The sequence below is a fragment of the Streptomyces sp. B93 genome, assembly GCF_018070565.1.
Classification (GTDB): Bacteria; Actinomycetota; Actinomycetes; order Streptomycetales; family Streptomycetaceae; genus Streptomyces.
This window is the reverse complement of the sequence record NZ_JAGPXL010000033.1, coordinates 56,991-80,584: the sequence shown is the minus strand read 5'-3', so window position 1 is coordinate 80,584 and position 23,594 is coordinate 56,991. Positions and strand designations below refer to the sequence as shown.

The 23,594-nt window shown below is 70.8% G+C and carries 22 protein-coding genes; 16 read left to right on the top strand and 6 right to left on the bottom strand.

Annotated elements, in window-relative coordinates; genetic code table 11:
• Positions 1 to 626 precede the first annotated feature (626 nt).
• Positions 627 to 818: a DUF397 domain-containing protein gene (locus KBY47_RS26500; protein WP_210925082.1), complete on the bottom strand. Its 192-nt coding sequence runs from the start codon at positions 816 to 818 to the stop codon at positions 627 to 629.
• Positions 819 to 829: 11 nt separating this feature from the next.
• A complete protein-coding gene (locus tag KBY47_RS26495) occupies positions 830 to 1,684 on the bottom strand; it encodes a helix-turn-helix transcriptional regulator (protein WP_210925080.1) in 855 nt (284 codons plus the stop codon).
• 310 nt (positions 1,685 to 1,994) lie between these two features.
• On the opposite strand from KBY47_RS26495, the gene KBY47_RS26490 reads away from it, so the two are divergent.
• The 10 genes from KBY47_RS26490 (at position 1,995) to KBY47_RS26445 (ending at position 14,030) form a co-directional block, all read left to right on the top strand.
• Complete coding sequence (locus KBY47_RS26490) at positions 1,995 to 2,360, top strand: ATP-binding protein (protein WP_308405293.1); 366 nt, start codon at positions 1,995 to 1,997, stop codon at positions 2,358 to 2,360.
• Between the two features lie 337 nt (positions 2,361 to 2,697).
• Entirely contained in the window at positions 2,698 to 3,987 is a 1,290-nt protein-coding gene (locus tag KBY47_RS26485; protein WP_210925069.1) for an ATP-binding protein, read from the top strand.
• 149 nt (positions 3,988 to 4,136) lie between these two features.
• Positions 4,137 to 5,522 carry a NarK/NasA family nitrate transporter gene (locus KBY47_RS26480; RefSeq protein WP_210925067.1) on the top strand — a complete coding sequence of 462 codons (1,386 nt, stop codon included), beginning with the start codon at positions 4,137 to 4,139 and terminating at the stop codon, positions 5,520 to 5,522.
• 124 nt (positions 5,523 to 5,646) lie between these two features.
• Positions 5,647 to 6,870, top strand: coding sequence for a uroporphyrinogen-III synthase (locus KBY47_RS26475; protein WP_247695273.1), 1,224 nt, complete (start codon positions 5,647 to 5,649; stop codon positions 6,868 to 6,870).
• A gap of 137 nt (positions 6,871 to 7,007) precedes the next feature.
• A complete protein-coding gene (locus KBY47_RS26470) occupies positions 7,008 to 7,589 on the top strand; it encodes a CGNR zinc finger domain-containing protein (protein WP_247695272.1) in 582 nt (193 codons plus the stop codon).
• 259 nt (positions 7,590 to 7,848) lie between these two features.
• Positions 7,849 to 8,373, top strand: a complete 525-nt coding sequence (locus KBY47_RS26465) for a sigma-70 family RNA polymerase sigma factor (RefSeq protein ID WP_210925063.1) — start codon at positions 7,849 to 7,851, stop codon at positions 8,371 to 8,373.
• Positions 8,373 to 9,236: an anti-sigma factor gene (locus tag KBY47_RS26460; RefSeq protein WP_210925061.1), complete on the top strand. Its 864-nt coding sequence runs from the start codon at positions 8,373 to 8,375 to the stop codon at positions 9,234 to 9,236. The genes KBY47_RS26465 and KBY47_RS26460 overlap by 1 nt, the downstream gene beginning before the upstream one ends.
• 74 nt (positions 9,237 to 9,310) lie before the next feature.
• On the top strand, positions 9,311 to 11,632 hold the full coding sequence (locus KBY47_RS26455) for a UvrD-helicase domain-containing protein (protein WP_210925059.1): 2,322 nt from the start codon (positions 9,311 to 9,313) through the stop codon (positions 11,630 to 11,632).
• A 313-nt stretch (positions 11,633 to 11,945) separates the two neighbouring features.
• Positions 11,946 to 13,370, top strand: a complete 1,425-nt coding sequence (locus KBY47_RS26450) for an NAD-dependent malic enzyme (protein ID WP_210925057.1) — start codon at positions 11,946 to 11,948, stop codon at positions 13,368 to 13,370.
• 378 nt (positions 13,371 to 13,748) lie between these two features.
• Positions 13,749 to 14,030 carry an HU family DNA-binding protein gene (locus tag KBY47_RS26445; RefSeq protein ID WP_210925055.1) on the top strand — a complete coding sequence of 94 codons (282 nt, stop codon included), beginning with the start codon at positions 13,749 to 13,751 and terminating at the stop codon, positions 14,028 to 14,030.
• 93 nt (positions 14,031 to 14,123) lie between these two features.
• Here KBY47_RS26445 and KBY47_RS26440 read toward each other — a convergent pair whose 3' ends face one another.
• The 4 genes from KBY47_RS26440 to murA all read right to left on the bottom strand — a co-directional run bounded on the left by KBY47_RS26440 (position 14,124) and on the right by murA (position 17,388).
• Positions 14,124 to 14,414 (bottom strand): DUF6510 family protein, encoded by a 291-nt coding sequence (locus KBY47_RS26440; RefSeq protein ID WP_210925053.1) that lies wholly within the window; start codon positions 14,412 to 14,414, stop codon positions 14,124 to 14,126.
• A gap of 58 nt (positions 14,415 to 14,472) precedes the next feature.
• Positions 14,473 to 15,174, bottom strand: a complete 702-nt coding sequence (locus tag KBY47_RS26435; RefSeq protein ID WP_210925051.1) for a ferredoxin reductase — start codon at positions 15,172 to 15,174, stop codon at positions 14,473 to 14,475.
• A complete protein-coding gene (locus KBY47_RS26430; protein WP_210925049.1) occupies positions 15,174 to 15,791 on the bottom strand; it encodes a sulfite oxidase-like oxidoreductase in 618 nt (205 codons plus the stop codon). Before KBY47_RS26430 ends, KBY47_RS26435 begins: the two co-directional genes overlap by 1 nt.
• 250 nt (positions 15,792 to 16,041) lie before the next feature.
• A complete protein-coding gene (murA, locus tag KBY47_RS26425) occupies positions 16,042 to 17,388 on the bottom strand; it encodes a UDP-N-acetylglucosamine 1-carboxyvinyltransferase (RefSeq protein WP_210925047.1) in 1,347 nt (448 codons plus the stop codon).
• 267 nt (positions 17,389 to 17,655) lie between these two features.
• Here murA and KBY47_RS26420 point away from each other — a divergent pair, with 267 nt between their 5' ends.
• The 6 genes from KBY47_RS26420 (at position 17,656) to KBY47_RS26395 (ending at position 23,440) form a co-directional block, all read left to right on the top strand.
• Positions 17,656 to 18,228: a YqgE/AlgH family protein gene (locus tag KBY47_RS26420; protein ID WP_210925102.1), complete on the top strand. Its 573-nt coding sequence runs from the start codon at positions 17,656 to 17,658 to the stop codon at positions 18,226 to 18,228.
• 30 nt (positions 18,229 to 18,258) lie between these two features.
• Positions 18,259 to 18,543 (top strand): DUF3039 domain-containing protein, encoded by a 285-nt coding sequence (locus KBY47_RS26415; RefSeq protein WP_210925044.1) that lies wholly within the window; start codon positions 18,259 to 18,261, stop codon positions 18,541 to 18,543.
• A 261-nt stretch (positions 18,544 to 18,804) separates the two neighbouring features.
• Entirely contained in the window at positions 18,805 to 20,103 is a 1,299-nt protein-coding gene (locus tag KBY47_RS26410) for an extracellular solute-binding protein (RefSeq protein ID WP_210925042.1), read from the top strand.
• 4 nt (positions 20,104 to 20,107) lie between these two features.
• Positions 20,108 to 20,995 (top strand): carbohydrate ABC transporter permease, encoded by an 888-nt coding sequence (locus KBY47_RS26405; protein WP_210925040.1) that lies wholly within the window; start codon positions 20,108 to 20,110, stop codon positions 20,993 to 20,995.
• Complete coding sequence (locus KBY47_RS26400) at positions 20,992 to 21,825, top strand: carbohydrate ABC transporter permease (protein ID WP_210925038.1); 834 nt, start codon at positions 20,992 to 20,994, stop codon at positions 21,823 to 21,825. Before KBY47_RS26405 ends, KBY47_RS26400 begins: the two co-directional genes overlap by 4 nt.
• Before the next feature lies 1 nt (position 21,826).
• Positions 21,827 to 23,440, top strand: a complete 1,614-nt coding sequence (locus KBY47_RS26395; protein ID WP_210925036.1) for a beta-N-acetylhexosaminidase — start codon at positions 21,827 to 21,829, stop codon at positions 23,438 to 23,440.
• The last annotated feature ends 154 nt before the right edge of the window (positions 23,441 to 23,594 follow it).

The window sequence follows — 23,594 nt, the reverse complement described above, 5'->3', positions numbered from 1 at the left end:
GTAGGGGGCAGGGGGCAGGGGGCAGGGGGCAGGGGGAGAAAGCTCTCATCCGTCACAGGGACCTCGCTGGCCCCAGAAGGCATGACCCAGGACGGCAATTGGCCTATTTGGCTCACAGGCCTTCTGAACAGGCAAGGCATACGCCCATGTCGCAGAGGCGGAGATCAGTCAGGCCATGAGCGAAAGGCGCCAACTACTCCCGCAGGGTTGACTCATGAGGCTGATGTGACTCCAGAGGACCGCAAGGCACCCCACTCTGCCCACAGCCCCGCCAGTCGCCAAGCCGACCCGGCGTGCCCCCGGCGACCGGGCGCGCAACCCCCACCGGGCCGCAAGCCGCTAAACCGGCCCGGCGTGCTGGCGAGGCGCCGACGCGCCCCCATCACCCCGGCCCACTACTCAGCTCGCCCAAGGGACCGGCATGGCTCGGCCACCCGTTTTTCCGGGCCGTCCGCTCGCTTCTTACCCGTGCTGGAGCGAGCCGAGTCAAGGGTGGCCCGTAGGGCCATCGGCGTAGCCGACGCGGAGCGGTAGCGGAGCGCCCTTTACTCGGGTCGTGGAAGCACGACACTGGCAAAGAAGCGGGCGGCCCCAACGGTCACGCCAGCAGGTGGCGGGTGGTCTGCCTACCTCGGAGAGGGCGGGACAGCCGACGCGTGCTGGATGAAGGGGGTCCAGGCGGAGGGGGGCACGGTGACGTGAGGCCCCTCGGTGTGCTTTGAGTCGCGGATGTGGATGGCGGTGGGGGTTGTGGATATCTCGACGCAGTTCGAGCCGTCGCCGCTGTAGGACGACTTCTGCCACGAGGTGGAGTGCACGGGGGTCCCTCTCAGGTGTCTTGGAGCAGGCGGTGGATGAAGTTCCGGGACTCGGCGGGTGTGAGTGCGCAGGACTCCATGCTGTCGAGCACGGCACGGTACTTGCTCAACTGGGCCTCGGCGTCAAGGAACTGGCAGGCGCCATGATGTGAGTCCAGCTGGACGGTGTCCAGTTGTTGCACCGGCCCTTGGATGTAGTCGACGGACTGCCCTGTGGTGGGGAAGTGGGCCGTGCCGAAGGGGATCACCCTGAGCGTGACATGGGGAAGTTCGCTCATGTCGAGGAGATGCTTCAGCTGGCCTCGGACGACGACCGCGCCGCCGAAGCCCATGCGCAGGGCCGCCTCGTGGATGGTTGCCACGTACTGAGGTGGGTCTTCTCGGTGGAGGATGCCCTGCCGTTTCATGCGATGCGTGAGGCGGTGCTCGATCTCGTACTGATGCATGGGTGGGACGACTTCCCGGAAGAGGGCACGAGCGTGGTCGGTCGTCTGGAGCAGGGCAGGGACGTGGATGATCAGCGCCGCGCGTAGGGCGACGGCGTGGTGCTCCAGCTCGGCCAGGTCGACCAGGGCGGCAGGGACGTGATCGCGGTACATCTCCCACCAGCCGCGCGTGCGGCGGCCCGTCATCGAGGCGAGGGCTTCGATCAGGCGGTGGTCGGAGCAGTCGTAGGCGGAGGCCATTGCGCGGACGCGCTCCGCGCTGATAGGGGTGCGGCCCGTTTCGATCATGCTGATGCGTGCCTGGTTGACGCCGAGCAGCTCGGCGGCGGCGGTGGCGGTGAGACCTGCCCGTTCGCGGAGCTTGCGCAGCTCAGCGCCTAGTCTCCGTTGCCGCAGCGTCGGGCTGCTGGTGGGTGGCACGGCATCTCCCTTTCCGAAGAGACACGGGGCGCGTCTCCCTCACACGGGTGAAGCATGGATGCTTTCCGGAAGTTTGGTGAGAAGTGTCTAACTATTCGCTCTACCGTAGTCCATGTCCCGACCAACTCCCCGCGCCCATAAGCCGGAAGAGCACCTGCCCAGGCACCGCCACCGCCCGGCGCGGCCGTGAAGCGAGTCGTCCACGTCCCCTTCCCTCCCGGAGGCACCCATGGTCACCGTAGCCCCGCCCCACCCCTGGGCGTACGCCCTCCGCCTGCCCCATGACCCTCGCGCTGCACGCGTCGCACGTATGACCGTGCGAGCCGCGCTCACCGGGCATGGCTGCCGTGAAGTCGTCGACGTCGTCGAGCTGTTGACGTCCGAACTCGTCTCCAACGCCTACCGGCACGCCAGCGGCCCCGCCTCCCTGCGGCTGACCTCGGTCGGTGGCGGGCGGCTGAGGGTCGGGGTGTGGGACACGAGTCCGCACGTTCCCGCTCCCTTCGACCGGCCGTCCGGTGCTCGTCCGCCCTCCGTGCCGGTGGACGCCCTCGGCGGGCGTGGGTTGCTGCTCGTGCAGGAGTACGCCGACTCGTGGGGCGGCTGGTCGCTCGGGGAGGGGGCGGTGGGGCGGCAGGTGGGGAAGCTGTTGTGGTTCGAGGTGGGTGGTGGGTGAATCCGGTCGGCGGGAGTGTGTGACTACTGAGCGTACGCATTCGTTACTCCTTCCCTGTTAACCAAAATGCAGTTAGGCTAATTGCAGTTTGGTTATCCGTCGGCAGGCGTCGCCCTCTTCCCCCGGAGCCCACCCCATGCCCCTCCCAAAACCCGCCCCCGTCTTCGACCGCACCCACGAGTGGGCTGACCTCGCGCGTTTCTGTACCGACCCGGCGCCTGGGCTTCGGATCGGGGTTGTCCGCGGGCGGCGGCGGCATGGGAAGTCGTTCCTGCTGGAGCATCTGTGCCGGGCCGTGGGTGGTGTCTACACCCTCGCCCTTCAGCAGAGTCGGGCCATGGCGCTCGACCGGTTCGCCGATGAGCTTGGGCAAGGGCTCGGCATCCGCGTCGGGCGTTTCACTTCCTGGGTCGAGGCCATGGACGTGGCCGCCGATCTGCTCACCGGGCGGCGTGACGCCGACGCGCCGCCTCCGCTGCTCGTCCTCGACGAGTTCCCGTACCTCGTCGCGCACTCGCCCGAGCTGCCGTCCGTGCTCCAGGCGCTCTACGACCGGCGCGGGCCCTCGTCCGGTAGGCCGCCGTTGCGGATCATCCTCTGTGGGTCGGCGATCTCGACCATGTCCACCCTGCTCGCCGGTGACCAGGCGCTGCGCGGGCGGGCGGTGATCGACATGCGGATCGGGCCCTTCGGGTTCCGGGACGCCGCTGAGTACTGGGGGGTCGAGGACTCAGGCACTGCCTTCCTCGTGGATGCCGTTCTCGGTGGGGCGCCCGGGTACCGCGATGTCGTCGGAGCGCCGCCGGAGCCCGGGGCCGAGGGGTTCTACGACTGGCTCGCGCGCAGTGTGTTCAGTCCCTCGCACATTCTCTTCACCGAGCCCGAGTACCTGCTCGCGGAGGATCCCCGGATCAGTGACCGGGCCACCTACCACGCCATCTGGGAGGCGGTGGCGAACGGGGCGGCGACTCCGACGCAGATCGGAGGGCTCGTGGGGATGGACGCCCGGCAGCTGACGTACCACCTCAATGTCATGAAGGCCGCTGCCTTCATCCGGTACGAGCAGGATCTGCTGCTCCAGCGCAAGCCGGTCATCACCGTCGCCGATCCCATCGTGCGCTTCCACGACCTGATCGTGCGGCCGAACCTCGTCGACTTCGAGATGAGGGAGGGGCGCGCGGCCTGGGAGCGGTCGCGGGAGACGTTCTCCTCCAAGGTGCTGGGGCCGCACTTCGAGGACCTGGCGAGGCAGTGGACGCTCCGGTACGGGCGTGAGCGCGGGCTGGATGACATCGGACACGTGGGTACGACCACCGTCGCGTGCCGTGAACACCGGGGGCATGAGATCGATGTGGTCGCGCTCAGTCGGGCTTCCCGGCCCCGGGACAAGCGGGCCCGCATCACCCTGCTCGGGGAGGCCAAGGCGACCAACAAGCCGCGTACGGTCGCCGATCTCCAGCGGCTCGTGCACATCCGTGACCTGCTGTGCGCCCAGGGATGGGACGCCGACGGGGCCCTGCTCGCCGTCTACGTACGCAGTGAGCCCGCCCCCGACCTCAGGCAGGCGGCGGAGGCCGGGCGGGTGCTGCTGGTGGGGATGTCGGACCTGTACGGCGGCCTGGGCTGAGGCCCAGACCTCTCATCCACCCCCCACCCAGCGTGAGAGCAACGTTCCTTTCCGGTCACGCAGAGGCACAGGCAGGTAACGCGGTCTCCCTACCTTCGGGTCTCAGCACTCGTAGGACCACCCGAGCCCCGGAGCACCGTGGAGGCGTCATGACAGCCCCGAGCAGTACGTCCGCACCGTCGAGCAGGGGCGGTCGATGGATCGCCCACTGGGACCCCGAGAACGAGACCTTCTGGCGGGAGACCGGTGAGAAGGTCGCCAAGCGGAACCTGTACTTCTCCGTGCTCTCGGAGCACATCGGGTTCTCGATCTGGACCCTGTGGTCCGTGCTGGTGCTCTTCATGGGGCCGGAGTACGGGCTCACCCCGGCCGACAAGTTCATGCTGACGTCGATGGTGACGCTGGTCGGCGCCGTCGTGCGGGTGCCGTACACCTTCGCGGTCGCGATCTTCGGCGGGCGGAACTGGACGATCGTCTCGGCCGCGCTGCTGCTCGTCCCGTCCATCGCCGCGTTCGTCGTGATGGAGCCGGGGACCTCCTTCTCCACCTTCCTCCTCGTCGGGCTGCTGGCCGGTGTCGGCGGCGGCAACTTCGCCTCCTCCATGACCAACATCAACGCCTTCTTCCCGTTGAAGAAGAAGGGGTGGGCCCTCGGGCTGAACGCGGGGGGCGGGAACATCGGGGTGCCCGTCATCCAGCTCGTCGCCCTCGCGATCATCGGGGCCAGCGGGGGGCCGCGGGTCCTGCTCGGGATCTACATCCCGCTCATCGTCGTCGCCGCCGTGCTCGCCGCGATGTTCATGGACAACATCGAGAACGTCCGCAACGACACCGGCGCCGCCAAGGACGCCGCCCGTGACGCCCACACCTGGATCATGTCCTTCCTCTACATCGGGACGTTCGGGTCGTTCATCGGCTACAGCTTCGCCTTCGGGCAGGTGCTGACCAACCAGTTCGGCCGTACGCCGCTCCAGGCCGCGTACGTCACCTTCATCGGCCCGCTGCTCGGCTCGCTGATCCGGCCGCTCGGCGGCTGGCTCGCCGACCGGTACGGCGGGGCGAAGATCACCCTCTACAACTTCGTGGGGATGGGCGTCGCGACCGCCGTGCTCATCGCCGCCTCGATGCAGCGCTCCCTCGCGCTGTTCACCGTCGCCTTCGTGGTGCTGTTCGTGCTCACGGGGCTCGGCAACGGGTCGACGTACAAGATGATCCCCGGCATCTTCCAGAACAAGGCGCTGGCCCGCGGGCTGGAAGGGGAGGCCGCGGCTGCCTACGGGCGGCGGCTGTCCGGGGCCTCCATGGGGCTCATCGGGGCCGTCGGCGCGCTGGGTGGCGTGGGCATCAACCTGGCCTTCCGGCAGTCCTTCATCTCCTACGGTTCCGGCACCGGGGCGTTCGTCGCCTTCCTGGCCTTCTACGTCGTCTGCTTCGTGGTGACGTGGGCCGTATACCTTCGTCGGAGCACCCGTCCGGCGCAGATCACCACGGCAGCATCGGAGACGAAGCCGCAGCTCAGCTACGCCGAGGTGTGATCCACACCCGACGTAACACCAGCGACATCAAGCGGAACCGAGCCTGTCACGCGCCGTTGACAGGCTCGCCCGCATGTAGGTGGCAGACAAAGTGGCAGACGAACTCGAGTGCGGGACGAGAGTTATGTACGACGAACAACGACGACCGGACCGGCGCTCACCCAACGAGGCCGAGCCGCGGCCCCAGGCCGAGCCGCGGCCGGACCGTGAGGCAGCAGTGGAACACGGCCCCCTCGCCGGGTTCACCGTAGGCGTCACCGCCGCGCGCCGGGCCGACGAACTCGGCGCCCTGCTCCAGCGGCGCGGCGCGACCGTGCTGCACGCGCCCGCCCTGCGGATCGTGCCGCTCTCCGACGACGGTGAGCTGCTCGCCGCCACCAAGGACCTGCTCGACCAGGTGCCGGACGTGGTGGTGGCCACCACCGCCATCGGCTTCCGGGGGTGGGTGGAGGCCGCCGACGGGTGGGGGCTTGGGGAGGCCCTGCTCGACAAGTTGCGCGGGGTTGAGCTGCTCGCCCGGGGGCCCAAGGTCAAAGGGGCCATCCGTGCCGCCGGGCTCACCGAGCACTGGTCGCCGTCCTCCGAGTCCATGGCGGAAGTGCTTGACCGGCTGCTCGACGAGGGCATCGACGGGCGGCGCATCGCCGTGCAGTTGCACGGGGAGCCGCTGCCCGGGTTCGTCGAGTCGCTGCGGGCCGGTGGGGCCGAGGTCGTCGGTGTGCCCGTGTACCGGTGGATGCCGCCCGAGGACCTCTCACCGGTGGACCGGCTGCTGGACGCCTGTGTCTCGCGCGGGCTGGACGCGCTCACCTTCACCAGCGCGCCCGCCGCCGCGTCCCTCCTCAACCGGGCCGAGGAGCGCAGGCTCCTGCCGGAGCTGCTCGCCGCGCTCAACCACGAGGTGCTGCCCGCCTGTGTCGGGCCGGTCACCGCGCTGCCGCTCCAGGCGCGCGGGGTGGACACCGTGCAGCCGGAGCGGTTCCGGCTGGGGCCGCTCGTGCAGTTGCTGTGCCAGGAACTGCCCGCCCGCTCCCGGGCGTTGCCGATCGCCGGGCACAAGGTGGAGATCCGCGGGCACGCGGTGCTGGTGGACGGGGCGCTCAAGCCCGTACCGCCTGCCGGGATGGCCCTGCTGCGGGCGTTGTCCCGGCGGCCGGGCTGGGTGGTCGCCCGGGCGGACCTGCTGCGGGCGCTGCCGGGCGCGGGGCGGGACGAGCACGCCGTGGAGACCGCGATGGCGCGGCTGCGGACCGCGCTCGGGGCGCCCAAGCTGATCCAGACGGTCGTCAAGCGGGGCTACCGGCTGGCCCTCGATCCCGCCGCCGACGCCAAGTACGCCGACGTGTGAAAAGCCCCGGGGAACCGGTGTGCCGGTACGAGGGGTTCCGGTCCGGGAAGCGGGCAGGCACTGTGAGAGGAGCGCCTTACCAGCGCCTCGCCTGCTTTCCTGTGGCCGACCCCTGGGCGGTGACGCACGTGGCCCTCATGCCCTCGTCCTCGTACGAGCTGCGGTTCGACACCGGGCGCGTCTGCCTGGACCTGCTCGCCACCACCCACCCCGTCGAACGGCTCGACTCGGTCGAGGTGCTGTGCGCCTGGATCACCGGCTCCGGCCTCGTCCCGCCCGGCACCCCGCTGGTCCACGCGGACGCCTCCTGGCTGCTCGGCTTCCGCGAACTGCGCGGCCGTACCCAGCAGTTGGTGTACGGCAGACACGCGGCCCCGGCACCGCCGTACGATCTCGCGCTGGCCCGGGTCAACGAGCTGGCCCGCGCCGCGCCCCCCGCCCCGCGTGCCCTGCGCGGCCCGGACGGGGCGCTGGTGCGGGGGCTGGCCGGGCCGCCGGAGTGCGCGGCGCTGGTCGGTGCCGTGGCGCGGGACGTCGTGGAACTGCTGACCGATCCGGCGGCGCGGGCGAGCCTGCGGCAGTGCGCGGGCGACAACTGCCCGATCGTGTACGTCGACACCTCGCGCGGGCACCGCAGGCGCTGGTGCTCCAGTGAGGTGTGCGGGAACCGGGAGCGGGTGGCCCGGCACCGGCGGCGCGCGCAGCCCGCCCGCGCCTGAAACGCCGTACGGCAACTGACTTCCTGTCAATAGCCGTTGCCGTGATGGAATCGTGAAGAGTTTGCGGCGGGAATGTGCCCCGATGTCCGTCCGGCCACGCCAATCTCTCAGAAAACTGTCCCGCCTCTTTGAACACGTCACGCCCTGCCTCCGTACCCGACGTTGAGCGACCGGCTGGGGGAACCCCCGGACATCGGAGGTGGGCGTGCGCAAGGATTCCGTCGTGGCCAATGAACGTGGTGCGAGGGCCCGACATCGCATGTCGTCCGGGTCCTCGGAACCCGACGAGGAGCTGATGCGCGCCCTGTACCGGGAGCATGCCGGACCCCTGCTCGCCTATGTGCTGCGCCTGGTCGCCGGAGACCGGCAGCGCGCCGAGGACGTGGTGCAGGAGACGCTCATCCGTGCCTGGAAGAACGCCGGTCAGCTCAACCGAGCGACCGGATCGGTACGCCCCTGGCTGGTGACGGTCGCCCGGCGCATCGTCATCGACGGCCACCGCAGCCGGCAGGCCCGGCCGCAGGAGGTCGACCCGTCGCCGCTGGAGGTCATCCCCGCGGAGGACGAGATCGACAAGGCGCTGTGGCTGATGACGCTGTCTGACGCGCTCGACGACCTGACCCCGGCCCACCGGGAGGTGCTCGTGGAGACGTACTTCAAGGGGCGTACCGTCAACGAGGCGGCCGAGACGCTCGGCATACCGAGTGGCACCGTGCGCTCGCGGGTGTTCTACGCCCTGCGTTCGATGAAGCTGGCACTGGAGGAGCGGGGGGTGACGGCGTGATGAGCGGGTACGGGGGGATTTCGGGATTCGGAGCGGGTGGTCCGGGTATGGCTGGTCCCATGCAGGGGACATCGGGTGGCGGTTCGCTCGGCCCGAACGAACACGAAGCCGTCGGCGCCTACGCCCTCGGGATACTCGACGACGCCGAAGCAACCGCTTTCGAGGCGCATCTCGCGGGCTGCGAGTGGTGCGCCCAGCAACTGGACGAGCTGGCCGGGATGGAGCCGATGCTGGCCGCCCTCGCGGACCTGCCCGGCACCGGCAGCACACCCGCGCTCGGCGAGTCGCTGTCCGCGCGGCCCAGCCCACGGCTGGCGGAGCGGCTGGTCGACGAGGTCGCCGAGCGCCGCGCCGCCAAGCGCCGCAAGGGCTTCTACCTGGTGGCGGCCGCCGCCGCGCTGATCGTCGCCGGGCCGATCGCGGCGGTGGCGACCACCGACGGCGGCGGGGGCGGCGGCGGGGGCACGAGGAGCCCCGGCGTCGAGGCGGGGCCCACTGCCGGGCCCGCCGAGGAAGCCTTCGAGACCATGTCCGACAAGCTGTCGGCGACCGACCCGAACACCCAGGTCAGCGCCACCGTCGGGATGGAGGCTAAGGCCTGGGGCACCCATACGGTCCTGGAGCTGAAGAACGTCAAGGGGCCGCAGAAGTGCGCCCTGATCGCCGTCGGCAAGAACGGCGAGCGCGAGACCGTCACCTCCTGGTCCGTCCCGGACTGGGGCTACGGCCTCCCGGACGCCACCACCGACAAGGCCAAGAAGCCCCTCTACGTGCACGGCGGCGCCGCCTTCACCCCCGAGGAGATCGACCACTTCGAGGTCGTGACCTTCGACGGGGAACGCCTGGTGGAGGTCGCCGTCTGAGTTCGCGGCCGTAGCCTTACCGGCCCCCCTTCGCGTACGGTGGACGGCTGCCCAGCACGTCAGAAGGGGGCCCGGTGGCCGCTCAGGCTCAACAGGAAACCGCGCTCGACCCGAACCGGGACCCGCAACGGGGCTCGAGCCAGGACTCCGTACGCGTCCGTGAGATCGGTGGGGAGCAGGAGCACCTGGACCGGGTCTACCGCCGCCTGGAGGAGAAGATCCACGAGGCGGAGTTCCTCATGCACGACGCCGTCCAGCGCGGCCAGGTCGGCACGCCCGGCGCGCTGGCCGAGCGGGACGCGCAGGTCTTCCGGGCGGGTGTGCACCTCAACCGGCTGAACAACGAGTTCGAGGACTTCCTCTTCGGCCGGATCGACCTGCTGCGCGGCAAGGACGGCAAGAAGGGACCCGACGGCGCCTACACCGCCGTCGAACCGGCGGAGGGCGCCGTACGTCCCGACAACACCGCCGACATCGCCGAGACCCTGCACATCGGCCGTCTCGGTGTCCTCGACGAGGACTACACCCCGCTGGTCATCGACTGGCGGGCGCCCGCCGCCGCGCCCTTCTACCGGGCCACGCCCGTCGACCCGGGCCGGGTCGTGCGCCGCCGCGTCATCCGCTCCAAGGGGCGGCGTGTCCTCGGCGTCGAGGACGACCTCATGCGGCCCGAGCTGAAGGCGTTCCTGGACGGCCGCGAACTGCCCGCCATCGGCGACGGCGCCCTGATGGCCGCGCTGGGACGGGCCCGCAGCCACACCATGCGGGACATCGTCTCCTCCATCCAGGCCGAGCAGGACAAGGTCATCCGCGCCCCCGCCGCCTCCGTGACGTACGTCGAGGGCGGCCCCGGCACCGGCAAGACCGCCGTCGCCCTGCACCGCGCCGCCTACCTGCTCTACCAGGACCGCCGCCGGTACGCGGGCGGCATCCTGATCGTCTCCCCGACCCCGCTGCTGGTGGCGTACACCGAGGGCGTGCTGCCGTCGCTCGGCGAGGAGGGGCAGGTCGCCATCCGGGCGATCGGCTCACTGGTCGACGGGGTGGAGGCGACCCTGTACGACTCCCCGGCCACCGCCCGTGCCAAGGGCTCCCACCGCATGCTGCGGGTGCTGCGCAAGGCCGCCCGCGGCGCGCTGGAGCGGAGCGGTTCCCCCGAGGTCCTGCGGGTCGTCGCCTTCGGCCGCCGCCTGGAGCTGACCGCCGGTGAGCTGGCGGACATCCGCCGCACCGCCCTCGGCGGCACCGCCCCCGTCAACCTGCTGCGCCCCCGCGCCCGCCGTCTGCTGCTGGACGCCCTGTGGGAGCGGTCCGGCGCCGCCGCCCGGCACACCGACCCGGAGCTGGCGGCCGAGCTGCGGTCCTCCTTCGACGAGGACATCGCCGCCGAGGACCCCTTCGTCGAGTTCCTCGACGCCTGGTGGCCGGAGCTGACCCCCGACGCCGTACTGCGCGCCATGGCCGACGAGAAGCGGCTCGGCCGCTGGGCCCGCCGCATCCTCAACCCGGGCGAGGTGCGCCGGGTCGCCCGGTCGCTGCGCCGCGACGGCCGCACCGTGCACGACATCGCCCTGCTCGACGAACTCCAGGCGATCCTCGGCAGCCCCGCCCGCCCGCGGAAGCGCCGCGAACTGGACCCGCTCGACCAGCTCACCGGCCTGGAGGAGCTGATGCCGGTGCGCGAGGAGTCCCGGCGCGAGCGCGCCGAGCGCCTCGCGCAGGAGCGCACCGAGTACGCGCACGTCATCGTCGACGAGGCGCAGGACCTCACGCCGATGCAGTGGCGCATGGTCGGCCGTCGCGGGCGGCACGCCACCTGGACGGTCGTCGGTGACCCGGCGCAGTCCTCCTGGTCCGACCCCGACGAGGCCGCCGAGGCCCGCGACGAGGCACTCGGCACCCGGCCGCGCCGCCGCTTCACCCTCACCGTGAACTACCGCAACCCCGCCGAGATCGCCGAGCTGGCCGCGAGGGTGCTGGAGCTGGCCATGCCCGGCGCCGAGTCCCCGTCGGCGGTGCGCTCCACGGGCGTACGGCCGCGCTTCGCCGTCGTCGGGGAGTCCGTGGGGCGGACCGTGCGCGCGGAGGCCGCCCGGCTGCTGGAGCAGGTCGACGGCACGGTCGGTGTCGTCGTGGCGATGAACCGCCGCGAGGAGGCCGCGCGCTGGCTCGCCGGGCTCGGGGAGCGGGTGGTCGCCCTCGGCAGCCTGGAGGCCAAGGGCCTGGAGTACGACGCCACGGTGGTCGTCTCCCCGGCGGAGATCGCCGACGAGTCGCCCGCCGGACTGCGGGTGCTGTACGTGGCGCTGACCCGGGCCACCCAGCAGCTGACGATCGTCTCGGGGGAGCGGGACGAGCCGGACGGGGCCGGGGTGCCGGACCTGCTGCGGGACTGAGGGGGGAGATCCCGGAAAGTGCCTCCGGTACGGGAATGGCCTTACGGGATCCGTTTGTTAGCCTGGACGTGGCACCGGCTCGATCCAAGCCCCCGGGCCCAACCTTCGTCGCTACGAGCGACCACTTGCCGCGAGGCGAGCATGGCGGGTCGGTGCCACTGAGCTTGTCGAACAGCCCCGCGTCAGCAGCTGACGCGGGGCTGATTCATGTGGTGAACAATACGTTCGCAATCCCAACCCGGCTCCCTCCTACCCGGCGGTAGGTGCGACGATCGGACGGCATACCAGCATCACGTGAAAGAGGAAGTCGGCCATGGCAACGGCGCCCAGCGTCTCCTACTCGATGACGGTCCGGCTGGAGGTGCCCGCGAGCGGAACCGCCGTATCGCAGCTCACCACCGCCGTGGAGTCCTCCGGCGGCTCGGTGACCGGCCTCGACGTCACCGCTTCCGGCCACGAGAAGCTCCGTATCGACGTCACCATCGCGGCCAGCTCGACCGCCCACGCGGACGAGATCGTCGAGAAGCTGCGCGGCATCGAGGGCGTCACGCTCGGCAAGGTCTCGGACCGTACCTTCCTGATGCACCTCGGCGGCAAGATCGAGATGGCGTCGAAGCACCCCATCCGCAACCGTGACGACCTGTCCATGGTCTACACGCCGGGCGTCGCCCGCGTCTGCATGGCGATCGCCGAGAACCCCGAGGACGCCCGCCGCCTCACCATCAAGCGCAACTCCGTCGCCGTCGTCACGGACGGCTCCGCGGTGCTCGGCCTCGGCAACATCGGGCCGAAGGCCGCGCTGCCGGTGATGGAGGGCAAGGCGGCCCTGTTCAAGCGGTTCGCCGGGATCGACGCCTGGCCGATCTGCCTGGACACCCAGGACACCGACGCGATCGTGGAGATCGTCAAGGCGATCGCCCCGGGCTTCGCCGGGATCAACCTGGAGGACATCTCCGCGCCCCGCTGCTTCGAGATCGAGGCCCGGCTGCGCGAGGCCCTCGACATCCCCGTCTTCCACGACGACCAGCACGGCACCGCGATCGTCGTCCTCGCCGCGCTGACCAACGCGCTGCGCGTGGTCGGCAAGTCCATCGGTGACGTGCGCGTCGTGATGTCCGGCGCGGGCGCCGCCGGTACGGCCATCCTGAAGCTGCTGATCGCCGCGGGCGTCAAGCACGCCGTCGTCGCCGACATCCACGGCGTGGTGCACGCCGACCGCGAGGACCTCGTGGACGCCGCGCCCGGCTCGGCGCTGCGCTGGATCGCCGACAACACCAACCCCGAGGGCGTCACCGGCACCCTGAAGGAGGCGGTGCGCGGCGCCGACGTCTTCATCGGCGTCTCCGCCCCGAACGTCCTCGACGGCACCGACGTGGCCGCGATGGCCGAGGGCGCGATCGTCTTCGCGCTCGCGAACCCGGACCCCGAGGTGGACCCGGCGATCGCCCGCCAGACGGCGGCGGTCGTGGCCACCGGCCGCTCCGACTTCCCCAACCAGATCAACAACGTGCTGGTCTTCCCCGGTGTCTTCCGCGGTCTGCTCGACGCGCAGTCCCGGACCGTCAACACCGAGATGATGCTCGCGGCCGCGAAGGCGCTCGCGGACGTGGTGACCGAGGACGAGCTGAACCCGAACTACATCGTCCCCAGCGTCTTCAACGACAAGGTCGCGGGCGCGGTGGCCGGGGCGGTCCGCGACGCGGCCAAGGCGGCCGGGGCGTCGGCCACCGGCGGCTGACGGAAGCCCCCTGGCCCCGGTCACAGCGCCGCTGACGGGCGCCCGCGCCGGGGTGGTCGTAGGCTGTGACGATGGCCACGGTCGCCCCGGGCACCGGCGCGTCGCGGAACCGGGGGCGGTGGACCTGCATCTATGGTTGGCGGCCAGTCGTGACGCTTTCCGTGTGACTCCCAAGGGTGTTCTCTCGACTCCTGCGGGTGCCGGATTGGCTTTAGCGCCGCAGGTAGGGGCAGGATGCCTCTCTGGGCGCGAGCGTCTGACGACCGACCCGGGTCCGGGGACTGTCCGAGGACCCTGGCAGCATCGGCTTCGCTGTGCCCGACATGCGGGTCCGCCGCGGGGCACGCCTCAACGCAAGAAGAACACGGGAGTAACAACATGAACCGCAGTGAGCTGGTGGCCGCGCTGGCCGAACGCGCCGAGGTGACCCGCAAGGACGCCGACGCCGTGCTGGCCGCGTTCGCCGACGTCGTCGGCGATGTCGTCGCCAAGGGCGACGAGAAGGTCACCATCCCCGGCTTCCTGACCTTCGAGCGCACCCACCGTGCCGCTCGCACCGCCCGCAACCCGCAGACCGGCGAGCCGATCCAGATCCCGGCCGGTTACAGCGTGAAGGTGTCCGCGGGCTCCAAGCTCAAGGAAGCCGCCAAGGGCAAGTGACCCTGCCGGGCCCGTGAGGGCCCGTGAGCGACATCGATGGGGCGGCCCCCGTTTCGGCGGGGGCCGCCCCATCGGCGTTCCTCCCCGGGCCGGTCACCGCGCCGCCGGGGGCAGGGTGAAGCGGAACGCCCCGCCGTGGCCGCCCAGCTGGAGCCAGAGGTGCTCGGGCTGGGTCACCACCCGCAGGGCGATCTCCGCGCAGCCGGGACAGCGCGCCGTCAGCCCCGGTTCGGGGCCGTACACGCGCAGCTCGGACACCATCGACGGCCGGTGGCAGGCCGGGCACCGCCGCCACGCGGTCGTCGGGTCCACGGCGAAGACGTCCGCGAGCGGACCCGCCAGGGCATTGCCGTCCAGGTACAGGTGTGGACGCGGCTCGGTCATGGGTCTCCCCTTGCTGTCGGCTCGGTGTCGCACGATGTCGCTCGGTGTCGGCCCGGCGTCAGCCGAAGCGTTCGGCGCGGATCCGGTTCGGAGGGTGGCCGCCCCGCACCAGCAGGGCGGTGACGTGCTCGACGAAGCCGGTCGGGCCGCAGACGTAGCAGCGGGTGCCGTCCGGCGGCAGCAGGCCCGCCAGGTCGTCGGCGGTGACGCGTCCCGCGGGGCGGGCGACGCCGGCCGGGGCGTGCCGGGTGTGGACGACACGGACCGGTACGCCGTCCTCGCCGGAGCGCAGTTCCTCCCGGTACCAGACGTCCTCCTCGCCGCGCGCGGAGTACACCAGCGCGCACGGCACGTCCGCGCCCGCCCGCCGCCGCGCCCGGATCATGGCCATCAGCGGTACGACACCGCAGCCGCCGCCGACCAGCAGCGCCGGGCGCCGCTCCTCGGGCCGCCACACGAACCAGCCGCCCAGCGGGCCCTTCACCTCGACGAGCGCGCCCAGCGGGAGGGCGTCGGCGAGATAGGGGGACACCTCGCCGCCGGGCGTCGACTGCACGCCCAGTTCGAGGAGGCGGCCGTCGGCCGGTGCCGCCAGGGAGTAGCTGCGTACGGCGTGGTAGCCGTCCGGGGCGGTGAGCCGTACGTCGACGTGCTGGCCGGGGAGGTGGCCGGGCCACTCGGCGACCTCCAGGCGCAGGGTGCGGCCGGTCGGGGTCTGGTCGGTCCGCTCGATGAGGCGGGCGGGGAGCCAGCCGGTCATCAGTCGCTCCAGTAGCGCTGCTCGCGCCAGGGGTCGCCGTAGTCGTGGTAGCCCGCGGTCTCCCAGAAGCCGGGTTCGTCGTCGAGGGTCAGCCGCAGGGCCTTGACCCACTTCGCCGATTTCCAGAAGTACAGGTGCGGGATGACCAGGCGGGCGGGTCCGCCGTGGTCCGCCGACAGGGCGAACCCGTCGAAGGTGTGGGCGAGCCACGCCTTGCCGCCGGTGACGTCCTCCAGGGGGAGGTTGGTGGTGTAGCCGTCGTACGACTCCGCCACCACGAACTCGGCCGCGGTGTCGGCGTCTTCGAGGAAGGCGTCGAGGAACACGTCGACGGAGACGCCCTGCCAGGTGGTGTCGAACTTCGACCACCGGGTCACGCAGTGGATGTCGACGGTCGGCTCCTCCTGGGGGAGGGCGCGCATCTCGTCCCAGGACCAGGAGCGGCTGCGGCCGGTCTCGTCGGAGACGGTGAACGACCAGGTGTCGGTGGCCACTTGGGGCGTCGGTCCGGCGCTGAGCACGGGGAACGACTCCGTCGGGTACTGGCCCGGCGGGAGACGGTCCTGGATGCCGCGGGCGCGCCCTTCGAAACCGGGGGAGAAGGTCACCCCTCTCATGGTCCCCGCGAACGCCGGTACCGCAACTCGGGCTGTGCTTCCCGGGGAAGGACCCCGGGACCCCCAGCCGGGGCGGTGTCGGCCCGGGCCGGGGGTGAGGGCGGGGTCGGTCAGCCCAGTACCTTGCCGGGCAGTTCCACCTTGGCGCCCAGCTTCTCCAGCTTCTCCATGCTGTGCTTTCCCGGGGGACGACCCCCGGACCCCCAGCCGGGGCGGTGTCGGCCCGGGCCGGGGGTGAGGGCGGGGTCGGTCAGCCCAGTACCTTGCCGGGCAGTTCCACCTTGGCGCCCAGCTTCTCCAGCTTCTCCATGAAGTTCTCGTAGCCCCGGTTGATCAGGTCGATGCCGTGGACGCGGGACGTGCCCTGGGCGGCGAGGGCGGCGATGAGGTAGGAGAAGCCGCCGCGGAGGTCGGGGATGACGAGGTCGGCGCCCTGGAGGCGGGTGGGGCCGGAGACGACGGCGGAGTGCAGGAAGTTGCGCTGGCCGAAGCGGCAGTCGGAGCCGCCGAGGCACTCGCGGTAGAGCTGGATGTGGGCGCCCATCTGGTTGAGGGCGGAGGTGAAGCCCAGCCGGGACTCGTACACCGTCTCGTGGATGATCGACAGGCCGGTGGCCTGGGTGAGGGCCACGACCAGCGGCTGCTGCCAGTCCGTCTGGAAGCCGGGATGGACGTCCGTCTCCAGCGCGATGGACTTCAACTGGCCGCCGGGGTGCCAGAAGCGGATGCCCTCGTCGTCGATCTCGAAGGCGCCGCCGACCTTCCGGTAGGTGTTGAGGAACGTCATCATGGACCGCTGCTGCGCGCCCCGGACGTAGATGTTGCCCTCGGTCGCGAGCGCCGCGGACGCCCAGGACGCGGCCTCCAGACGGTCCGAGAGGGCGCGGTGGGTGTAGCCGCCGAGCTTGTCCACACCGGTGATGCGGATGGTGCGGTCGGTGTCCATCGCGATGATGGCGCCCATTTTCTGCAGGACGCAGATCAGGTCCTCGATCTCCGGCTCCACGGCTGCGTTCGAGAGTTCCGTGACGCCCTCGGCGAGCACCGCCGTCAGCAGTACCTGCTCGGTCGCGCCGACGGACGGGTACGGCAGCCGGATCTTGGTGCCGCGCAGCCCCTTCGGCGCCTCCAGGTACTGCCCGTCGGCCCGCTTCTCGATGCTCGCGCCGAACTGCCGCAGCACGTCGAAGTGGAAGTCGATGGGCCGCCCGCCGATGTCGCAGCCGCCGAGGCCGGGGATGAAGGCGTGGCCGAGCCGGTGCAGCAGCGGCCCGCAGAACAGGATCGGGATGCGCGAGGACCCCGCGTGGGCATCGATGTCAGCGACGTTCGCGCTCTCCACGTGCGTCGGGTCGAGCACCAGCTCGCCCGGCTCCTCGCCCGGGCGGACCGTCACCCCGTGCAGCTGGAGCAGCCCGCGTACGACTCGCACGTCCCGGATGTCCGGAACGTTGCGCAGCCGGCTCGGCGCACCGCCCAGCAGGGCGGCGACCATGGCCTTCGGCACGAGGTTCTTCGCACCGCGGACCCGGATCTCGCCCTCCAGCGGGGTCCCGCCGTGGACAAGGAGTACGTCATCAGCGCCGTTGACGGTCATGGATCTCGCGTTCCGTGGAGTGGGTGGTGCATGGGCCGGAGAGACAGAGTAATCGCCGCCGACCCCCCTCCCGTAAGCCTGAGTACGCCCCAGCCACGTCATAGCTTCGTCACAAGTCACGGCCGGACACGAAACGCTCCCGCCCGGGTACGTGCGGTCACCGCGGCGGCCGTGCGCGTGGGACGCATCCGTGCGCCCTGAGCTGCGCTCACCGGGGATGCCCGATTGGTTCCCCACACCCGGGGAAGATGCGGGATCATGTCTGGCATGACCGAGGTGTCCTCGCTCACAGGGCGGCTGCTCGTGGCCACGCCCGCCCTGGCGGACCCGAACTTCGACCGCGCGGTGGTGCTGCTCCTCGACCACGACGAGGAGGGCTCGCTGGGCGTCGTCCTCAACCGTCCGACGCCGGTGGGGGTGGGCGACATCCTGGAGGGCTGGGCGGATCTCGCGGGGGAGCCCGGGGTGGTCTTCCAGGGCGGCCCGGTCTCCCTGGACTCGGCGCTCGGGGTCGCCGTGATCCCGGGCGAGGCGTCCGGGGAGCGGGCGCCGCTGGGCTGGCGGCGGGTGCACGGCGCGATCGGTCTGGTCGACCTGGAGGCGCCGCCCGAGCTGCTCGCGTCGGCGGTGGGCAGTCTGCGGATCTTCGCCGGTTACGCGGGGTGGGGGCCGGGCCAGCTGGAGGACGAGCTGGTGGACGGCGCCTGGTACGTGGTGGAGTCCGAGCCCGGCGACGTGTCGTCGCCGTGGCCGGAGCGGCTGTGGCGGGAGGTGCTGCGCCGCCAGCGCAACGAGCTGGCGATGGTGGCCACGTATCCGGACGACCCGTCGCTCAACTGAACCGGGTGAGCTTCAGTACCCTAGGTTTTTATGAGCACTCTTGAGCCCGAGCGCGGGACTGGTACGGGGACCCTCGTCGAACCGACGCCGCAGACCTCTCACGGCGACGGCGACCATGAGCGCTTCGCCCACTACGTCCAGAAGGACAAGATCATGGCGAGCGCCCTCGACGGCACTCCCGTCGTGGCGCTGTGCGGCAAGGTCTGGGTGCCGGGCCGTGACCCGAAGAAGTACCCCGTGTGCCCGATGTGCAAGGAGATCTACGAATCCATGGGCGCCGGTGGCGACGAGGGCAAGGGCGGCGACAAGAAGTAGGCGGCCGCCCGGCCTGACCGGCTGACTCGGCTACAGGCCCCCGGGGCGCGTGGGACGCGCTCCCCGGGGGCCTGTGCGTGTTTTGCGGGCGTACGCGGCTTGTGGCGTTGCACGGAGTGCGTCGGCCGGTCACAGAGTGGTTGAGACCTCTTGTGGGCGTGTTCATCAACTCCATAGCCTCCGGGGTGTTGTGCACAGCGAAACCGGCATTGCATATGTTGCAACGAGCTGTTGCAGCGCACTCCCTCGGAGGAGCACTCCATGAAGCTGTCCGTCCGACTCGCCGCCCTCCTCACCCCCGCCGTCCTGCTCGCCGCCGCCTGCGCCCCGGGCACCTCCGGCAACTCGGCCTCCGACAAGGACGAGAAGACCGGAACCCTGCGCGTCTGGCTCTTCCAGGAGGTCAACAACAAGCCCAAGGAAGAGGTCGTCGACGCCGTCCTCGCCGACTTCGAGAAGGCCCACGACGGCACCGAGGTCAGCGTCGAGTACATCCCCGTCGAGACCCGCGCCCAGCGCATCAAGGCCGCCTTCAACGACCCGAAGAGCGCTCCCGACCTCATCGAGTACGGCAACACCGACACCGCCGGCTATGTGAAGGACGGCGGACTCGCCGACGTCACCGACGAGTTCGCCGCCTGGGACCAGGCCAGGGACACCGACCCCACCGCCAAGCAGTCCGTCACCGTCGACGGCAAGGTCTACGGCGTCCCGTACTTCGTCGGCGTACGCGCCCTCTACTACCGCACCGACGTCTTCGACGAACTCGGCCTGAAACCGCCCACGTCCCAGGCCGAGCTGATCTCGACGGCCAAGGAGATCCGGGCCCAGAAGCCCGACCTGTACGGTCTCGCGGTCGGCGGCGCCTACACCTACGGCGCCATGCCCTTCATCTGGGCCAACGGCGGCGAACTCGCCACCGGCAAGGGCGGCTCGTACGCCTCCGCCATCGACAGCGCCGCCGCCCAGAAGGGCATCAAGGCCTACACCTCCCTCTTCGGCGACGACAACTGCCCGGCCGCCAAGTGCGCGGGCATGGGCGGCAACGACACCGTCACCGCCTTCGCCTCCGGCAAGGCGGGCATGGCGATCGGCGGCGACTTCAGCCACCAGGCCGTGGAGGCGGGCGAGGTCAGGGGCAAGTACGCCGTCGTCCCGCTGCCGGGGGTCGAGCCCGGGTCGATCGCCCCGGCCTTCGCGGGCGGCAACAACCTCGGCGTCCTCAAGAGCACCTCGCACCGCACCCTCGCCGTCGACCTGATGAAGCGTCTGGCGGCCAAGGAGACACAGGGGCAGCTGTTCCAGGAGATGGGGTTCCTGCCGACCTTCACCGACGTACGGCAGGAGGCCGCGGCGAACGACCCGTTCGTCGAGCCCTTCGTGGAGACACTGGCCGCCGGGACCGAGTTCGTGCCCGCCTCGCCCGCCTGGGCACAGATAGACGCCTCGCTGGTGCTGCCGACCATGTTCCAGGAGATCGTCAGCGGCAAGAAGGACGTGGCGACCGCCTCCAGGGACGCGGCGAAGAAGATGAACGACGCGTTCGGCTCCGTGGGCTGATCCGGTGACCCTGCCCCAGCACCGTACGAGGACCCCCTGGCTCTACCTCGCACCCGCCCTCGTCGTCGTCGCCGGGCTGCTGGTCTACCCCGTCTACCAGCTCGGCCTGATCTCGTTCCTGGAATACACCCAGGCCCAGGTCAGCGGCGGCGAACCGACCAGCTTCCGGGGGTTCGGCAACTACGCCGAACTCCTCGGCGACGAGCAGTTCTGGCAGGTGCTGCTGGCCACCGTGCTCTTCGCGGCGGCCTGCGTTGTGTCCACCCTGGCGGTGGGCTGCCTGCTCGCCGTACTGCTCACCCGGGTGCGCGCGCTGCCCCGGCTGGCGCTGATGCTGGCCGCGCTGGGGGCCTGGGCGACCCCGGCGATCACCGGCTCGACGGTGTGGCTGTTCCTGTTCGACCCGGACTTCGGGCCCGTCAACCGGGTGCTCGGGCTCGGCGACCACTCCTGGACGTACGGCCGCCTCAGCGCCTTCTTCCTCGTCCTGCTCGAAGTCGTCTGGTGCTCCTTCCCGTTCGTGATGGTCACCGTCTACGCCGGTATCCGTGCCGTCCCGGCCGAGGTGCTGGAGGCCGCCGCGCTCGACGGGGCCTCGCAGTGGCGGATCTGGCGGTCGGTGCTGGCGCCGATGCTCCGCCCGATCCTGGTGATCGTCACCATCCAGTCGGTGATCTGGGACTTCAAGGTCTTCACCCAGATCTACGTGATGACGGGCGGCGGCGGCATCGCGGGCCAGAACCTCGTCCTGAACGTCTATGCGTACCAGAAGGCCTTCGCGTCCTCGCAGTACAGCCTGGGTTCGGCGATCGGCGTGGTGATGCTGCTGATCCTGCTGGCGGTGACGCTGGTGTACCTGCGGCTGCTGCGCCGGCAAGGGGAGGAACTGTGAGTCTCGTACGCCGTCCCTGGCGGCTGCTGGCGGAGACATCCGCGGTGCTGGTCGCGGCCGTGGTCGCCTTCCCGCTGTACTGGATGGTGCTCGGCGCCTTCAAACCGGCCGGGGAGATCCAGTCCACCGAGCCGCGGCCCTGGACGCTCGCGCCCTCCCTGGATTCCTTCCGACGCGTCTTCGGACAGCAGGAATTCGGCCGGTACTTCCTCAACAGCCTCATCGTCGCGGGCACCGTGGTGATCGCCTCCGCGCTGATCGCGTTTCTCGCCGCGACCGCCGTGACACGATTCCGCTTCCGCTTCCGGACCACCCTGCTGATCATGTTTCTGGTGGCCCAGATGGTGCCCGTGGAGGCGCTCACCATCCCCCTGTTCTTCCTCATGCGGGACTTCGGCCAGTTGAACACCCTGGGGTCGCTGATCCTGCCGCACATCGCGTTCTCCCTGCCCTTCGCGATCTGGATGCTGCGGGGGTTCGTGAAAGCCGTGCCGGAGGCGCTGGAGGAGGCCGCGTACATCGACGGGGCGAGCCGGTCGCGATTCCTCTGGCAGATCCTTTTCCCGCTGGTGTTCCCGGGCCTCGTGGCCACCAGTGTGTTTTCCTTCATCTCGGCCTGGAACGACTTCCTCTTCGCCAAGTCGTTCATCATCAGTGACACGTCGCAGTCGACCCTGCCGATGGCCCTGCTGGTCTTCTACAAGCCGGACGACCCCGACTGGGGCGGGGTGATGGCGGCGTCCACGGTGATGACGATTCCGGTGCTCATCTTCTTCGTTCTCGTGCAGCGACGGCTGGTGTCGGGGCTGGGCGGGGCGGTTAAGGACTGACGTGACTGAACTCATTCCGGCGCCTCGCGGCGCCGTCGGCGGCTCCGGCGAGGTACGGCTGACGGAGAACTCCCGGCTTCACACCGACACCGCCACCCGCGGCGTCGGCCGGTGGCTGCGCACCGCCCTGGGGCAGGCCACCGGCCTGCCGCTGCCCGAGGGCCGGGAACCCGGCGACGGGATCGCGCTCCGGCTCGACGCCGCACTCGGCCCCGAGGAGTACCGCCTCGTCAGCGACGCGGCCGGCGTCCTCATCGAGGGCGGCGGCGCGGCCGGTGTCTTCTGGGGCGCGCAGACGCTGCGGCAACTCCTCGGCCCCGACGCCTACCGCAGGGCCCCGCTCGGCGGCGACCGCACCTGGGCCGTGCCGCACGTCACGGTCGAGGACGCCCCCCGATTCCGCTGGCGCGGGCTCATGCTCGACGTGGCCCGGCACTTCATGCCGAAGGAAGGCGTCCTGCGCTACCTGGATCTGATGGCCGCGCACAAACTCAACGTCTTCCACTTCCACTTGACCGACGACCAGGGCTGGCGCGTGGAGATCCGGAAGTACCCCCGGCTGACCGAGGTGGGGTCCTGGCGGGCGCGCACGAAATTCGGTCACCGCGCCTCACCGCTGTGGGAGGAGAAGCCACACGGTGGCTACTACACCCAGGACGACATCCGGGAGATCGTCGCCTACGCCGCCCAGCGGCATATCACCGTCGTCCCGGAAATCGACGTACCCGGGCACTCGCAGGCCGCCATCGCCGCGTATCCGGAACTCGGCAACACCGACGTCATCGACACCACCGCCCTCTCCGTCTGGGACAACTGGGGGGTCTCTCCCAACGTACTGGCCCCCACTGACAACACCCTGCGCTTCTACGAGGGGGTGTTCGAGGAACTGCTGGAGCTGTTCCCCTCGGAGTTCGTCCATGTCGGCGGCGACGAATGTCCCAAGGACCAGTGGAAGGCGTCCCCGGCGGCACAGACGCGCATCGCGGAACTCGGTTTGGCGGACGAGGACGGGCTCCAGTCCTGGTTCATCACCCACTTCGACTCCTGGCTCGCCGCGCGCGGGCGCCGCCTCATCGGCTGGGACGAGATCCTGGAGGGCGGGCTCGCGCCGGGCGCGGCGGTGTCCTGCTGGCGCGGGTACGCGGGCGGGATCGTCGCCGCGCGGGCCGGGCACGACGTGGTGATGTGCCCCGAGCAGCAGGTCTACCTGGACCACCGGCAGGCACCCGGCGACGACGAACCCGTGCCGATCGGCTACGTCCGCACCCTGGAGGACGTCTACCGGTTCGAGCCCGTGCCGCCGCAGCTCGACGGGGACGAGGCACGCCATGTGCTGGGCACCCAGGCCAACGTGTGGACCGAGGTGATGGAGGACCACGCGCGCGTGGACTACCAGGCGTTCCCCAGGCTCGCCGCGTTCGCGGAGGTGGCGTGGAGCGCCCTGCCCGCCCCGGCCGACCGGGACTTCGCGGACTTCGAGCGCCGGATGGCCGCGCACTACCGGCGACTTGACGCGCTCGGCGTCGGCTACCGGCCGCCCGGCGGGCCCCGGCCGTGGCAGCGGCGGCCGGGAGTCCTCGGGCGTCCGCTCGACGGCCCGCCGCCGAACCGGTAGCGGCCCGCCGGTCCGGCGTAACGGAGAAACCCCGCGAGCGTCACCGAAGAGGGGCAATTCACGCGGACCGGCGATGCCCTGCCAAAACGGTCCATCCCCCTGATGGGGTGGGCGAATGCCTCCTAGCGGACCCCCGTCTTCGGCACCCACGAAG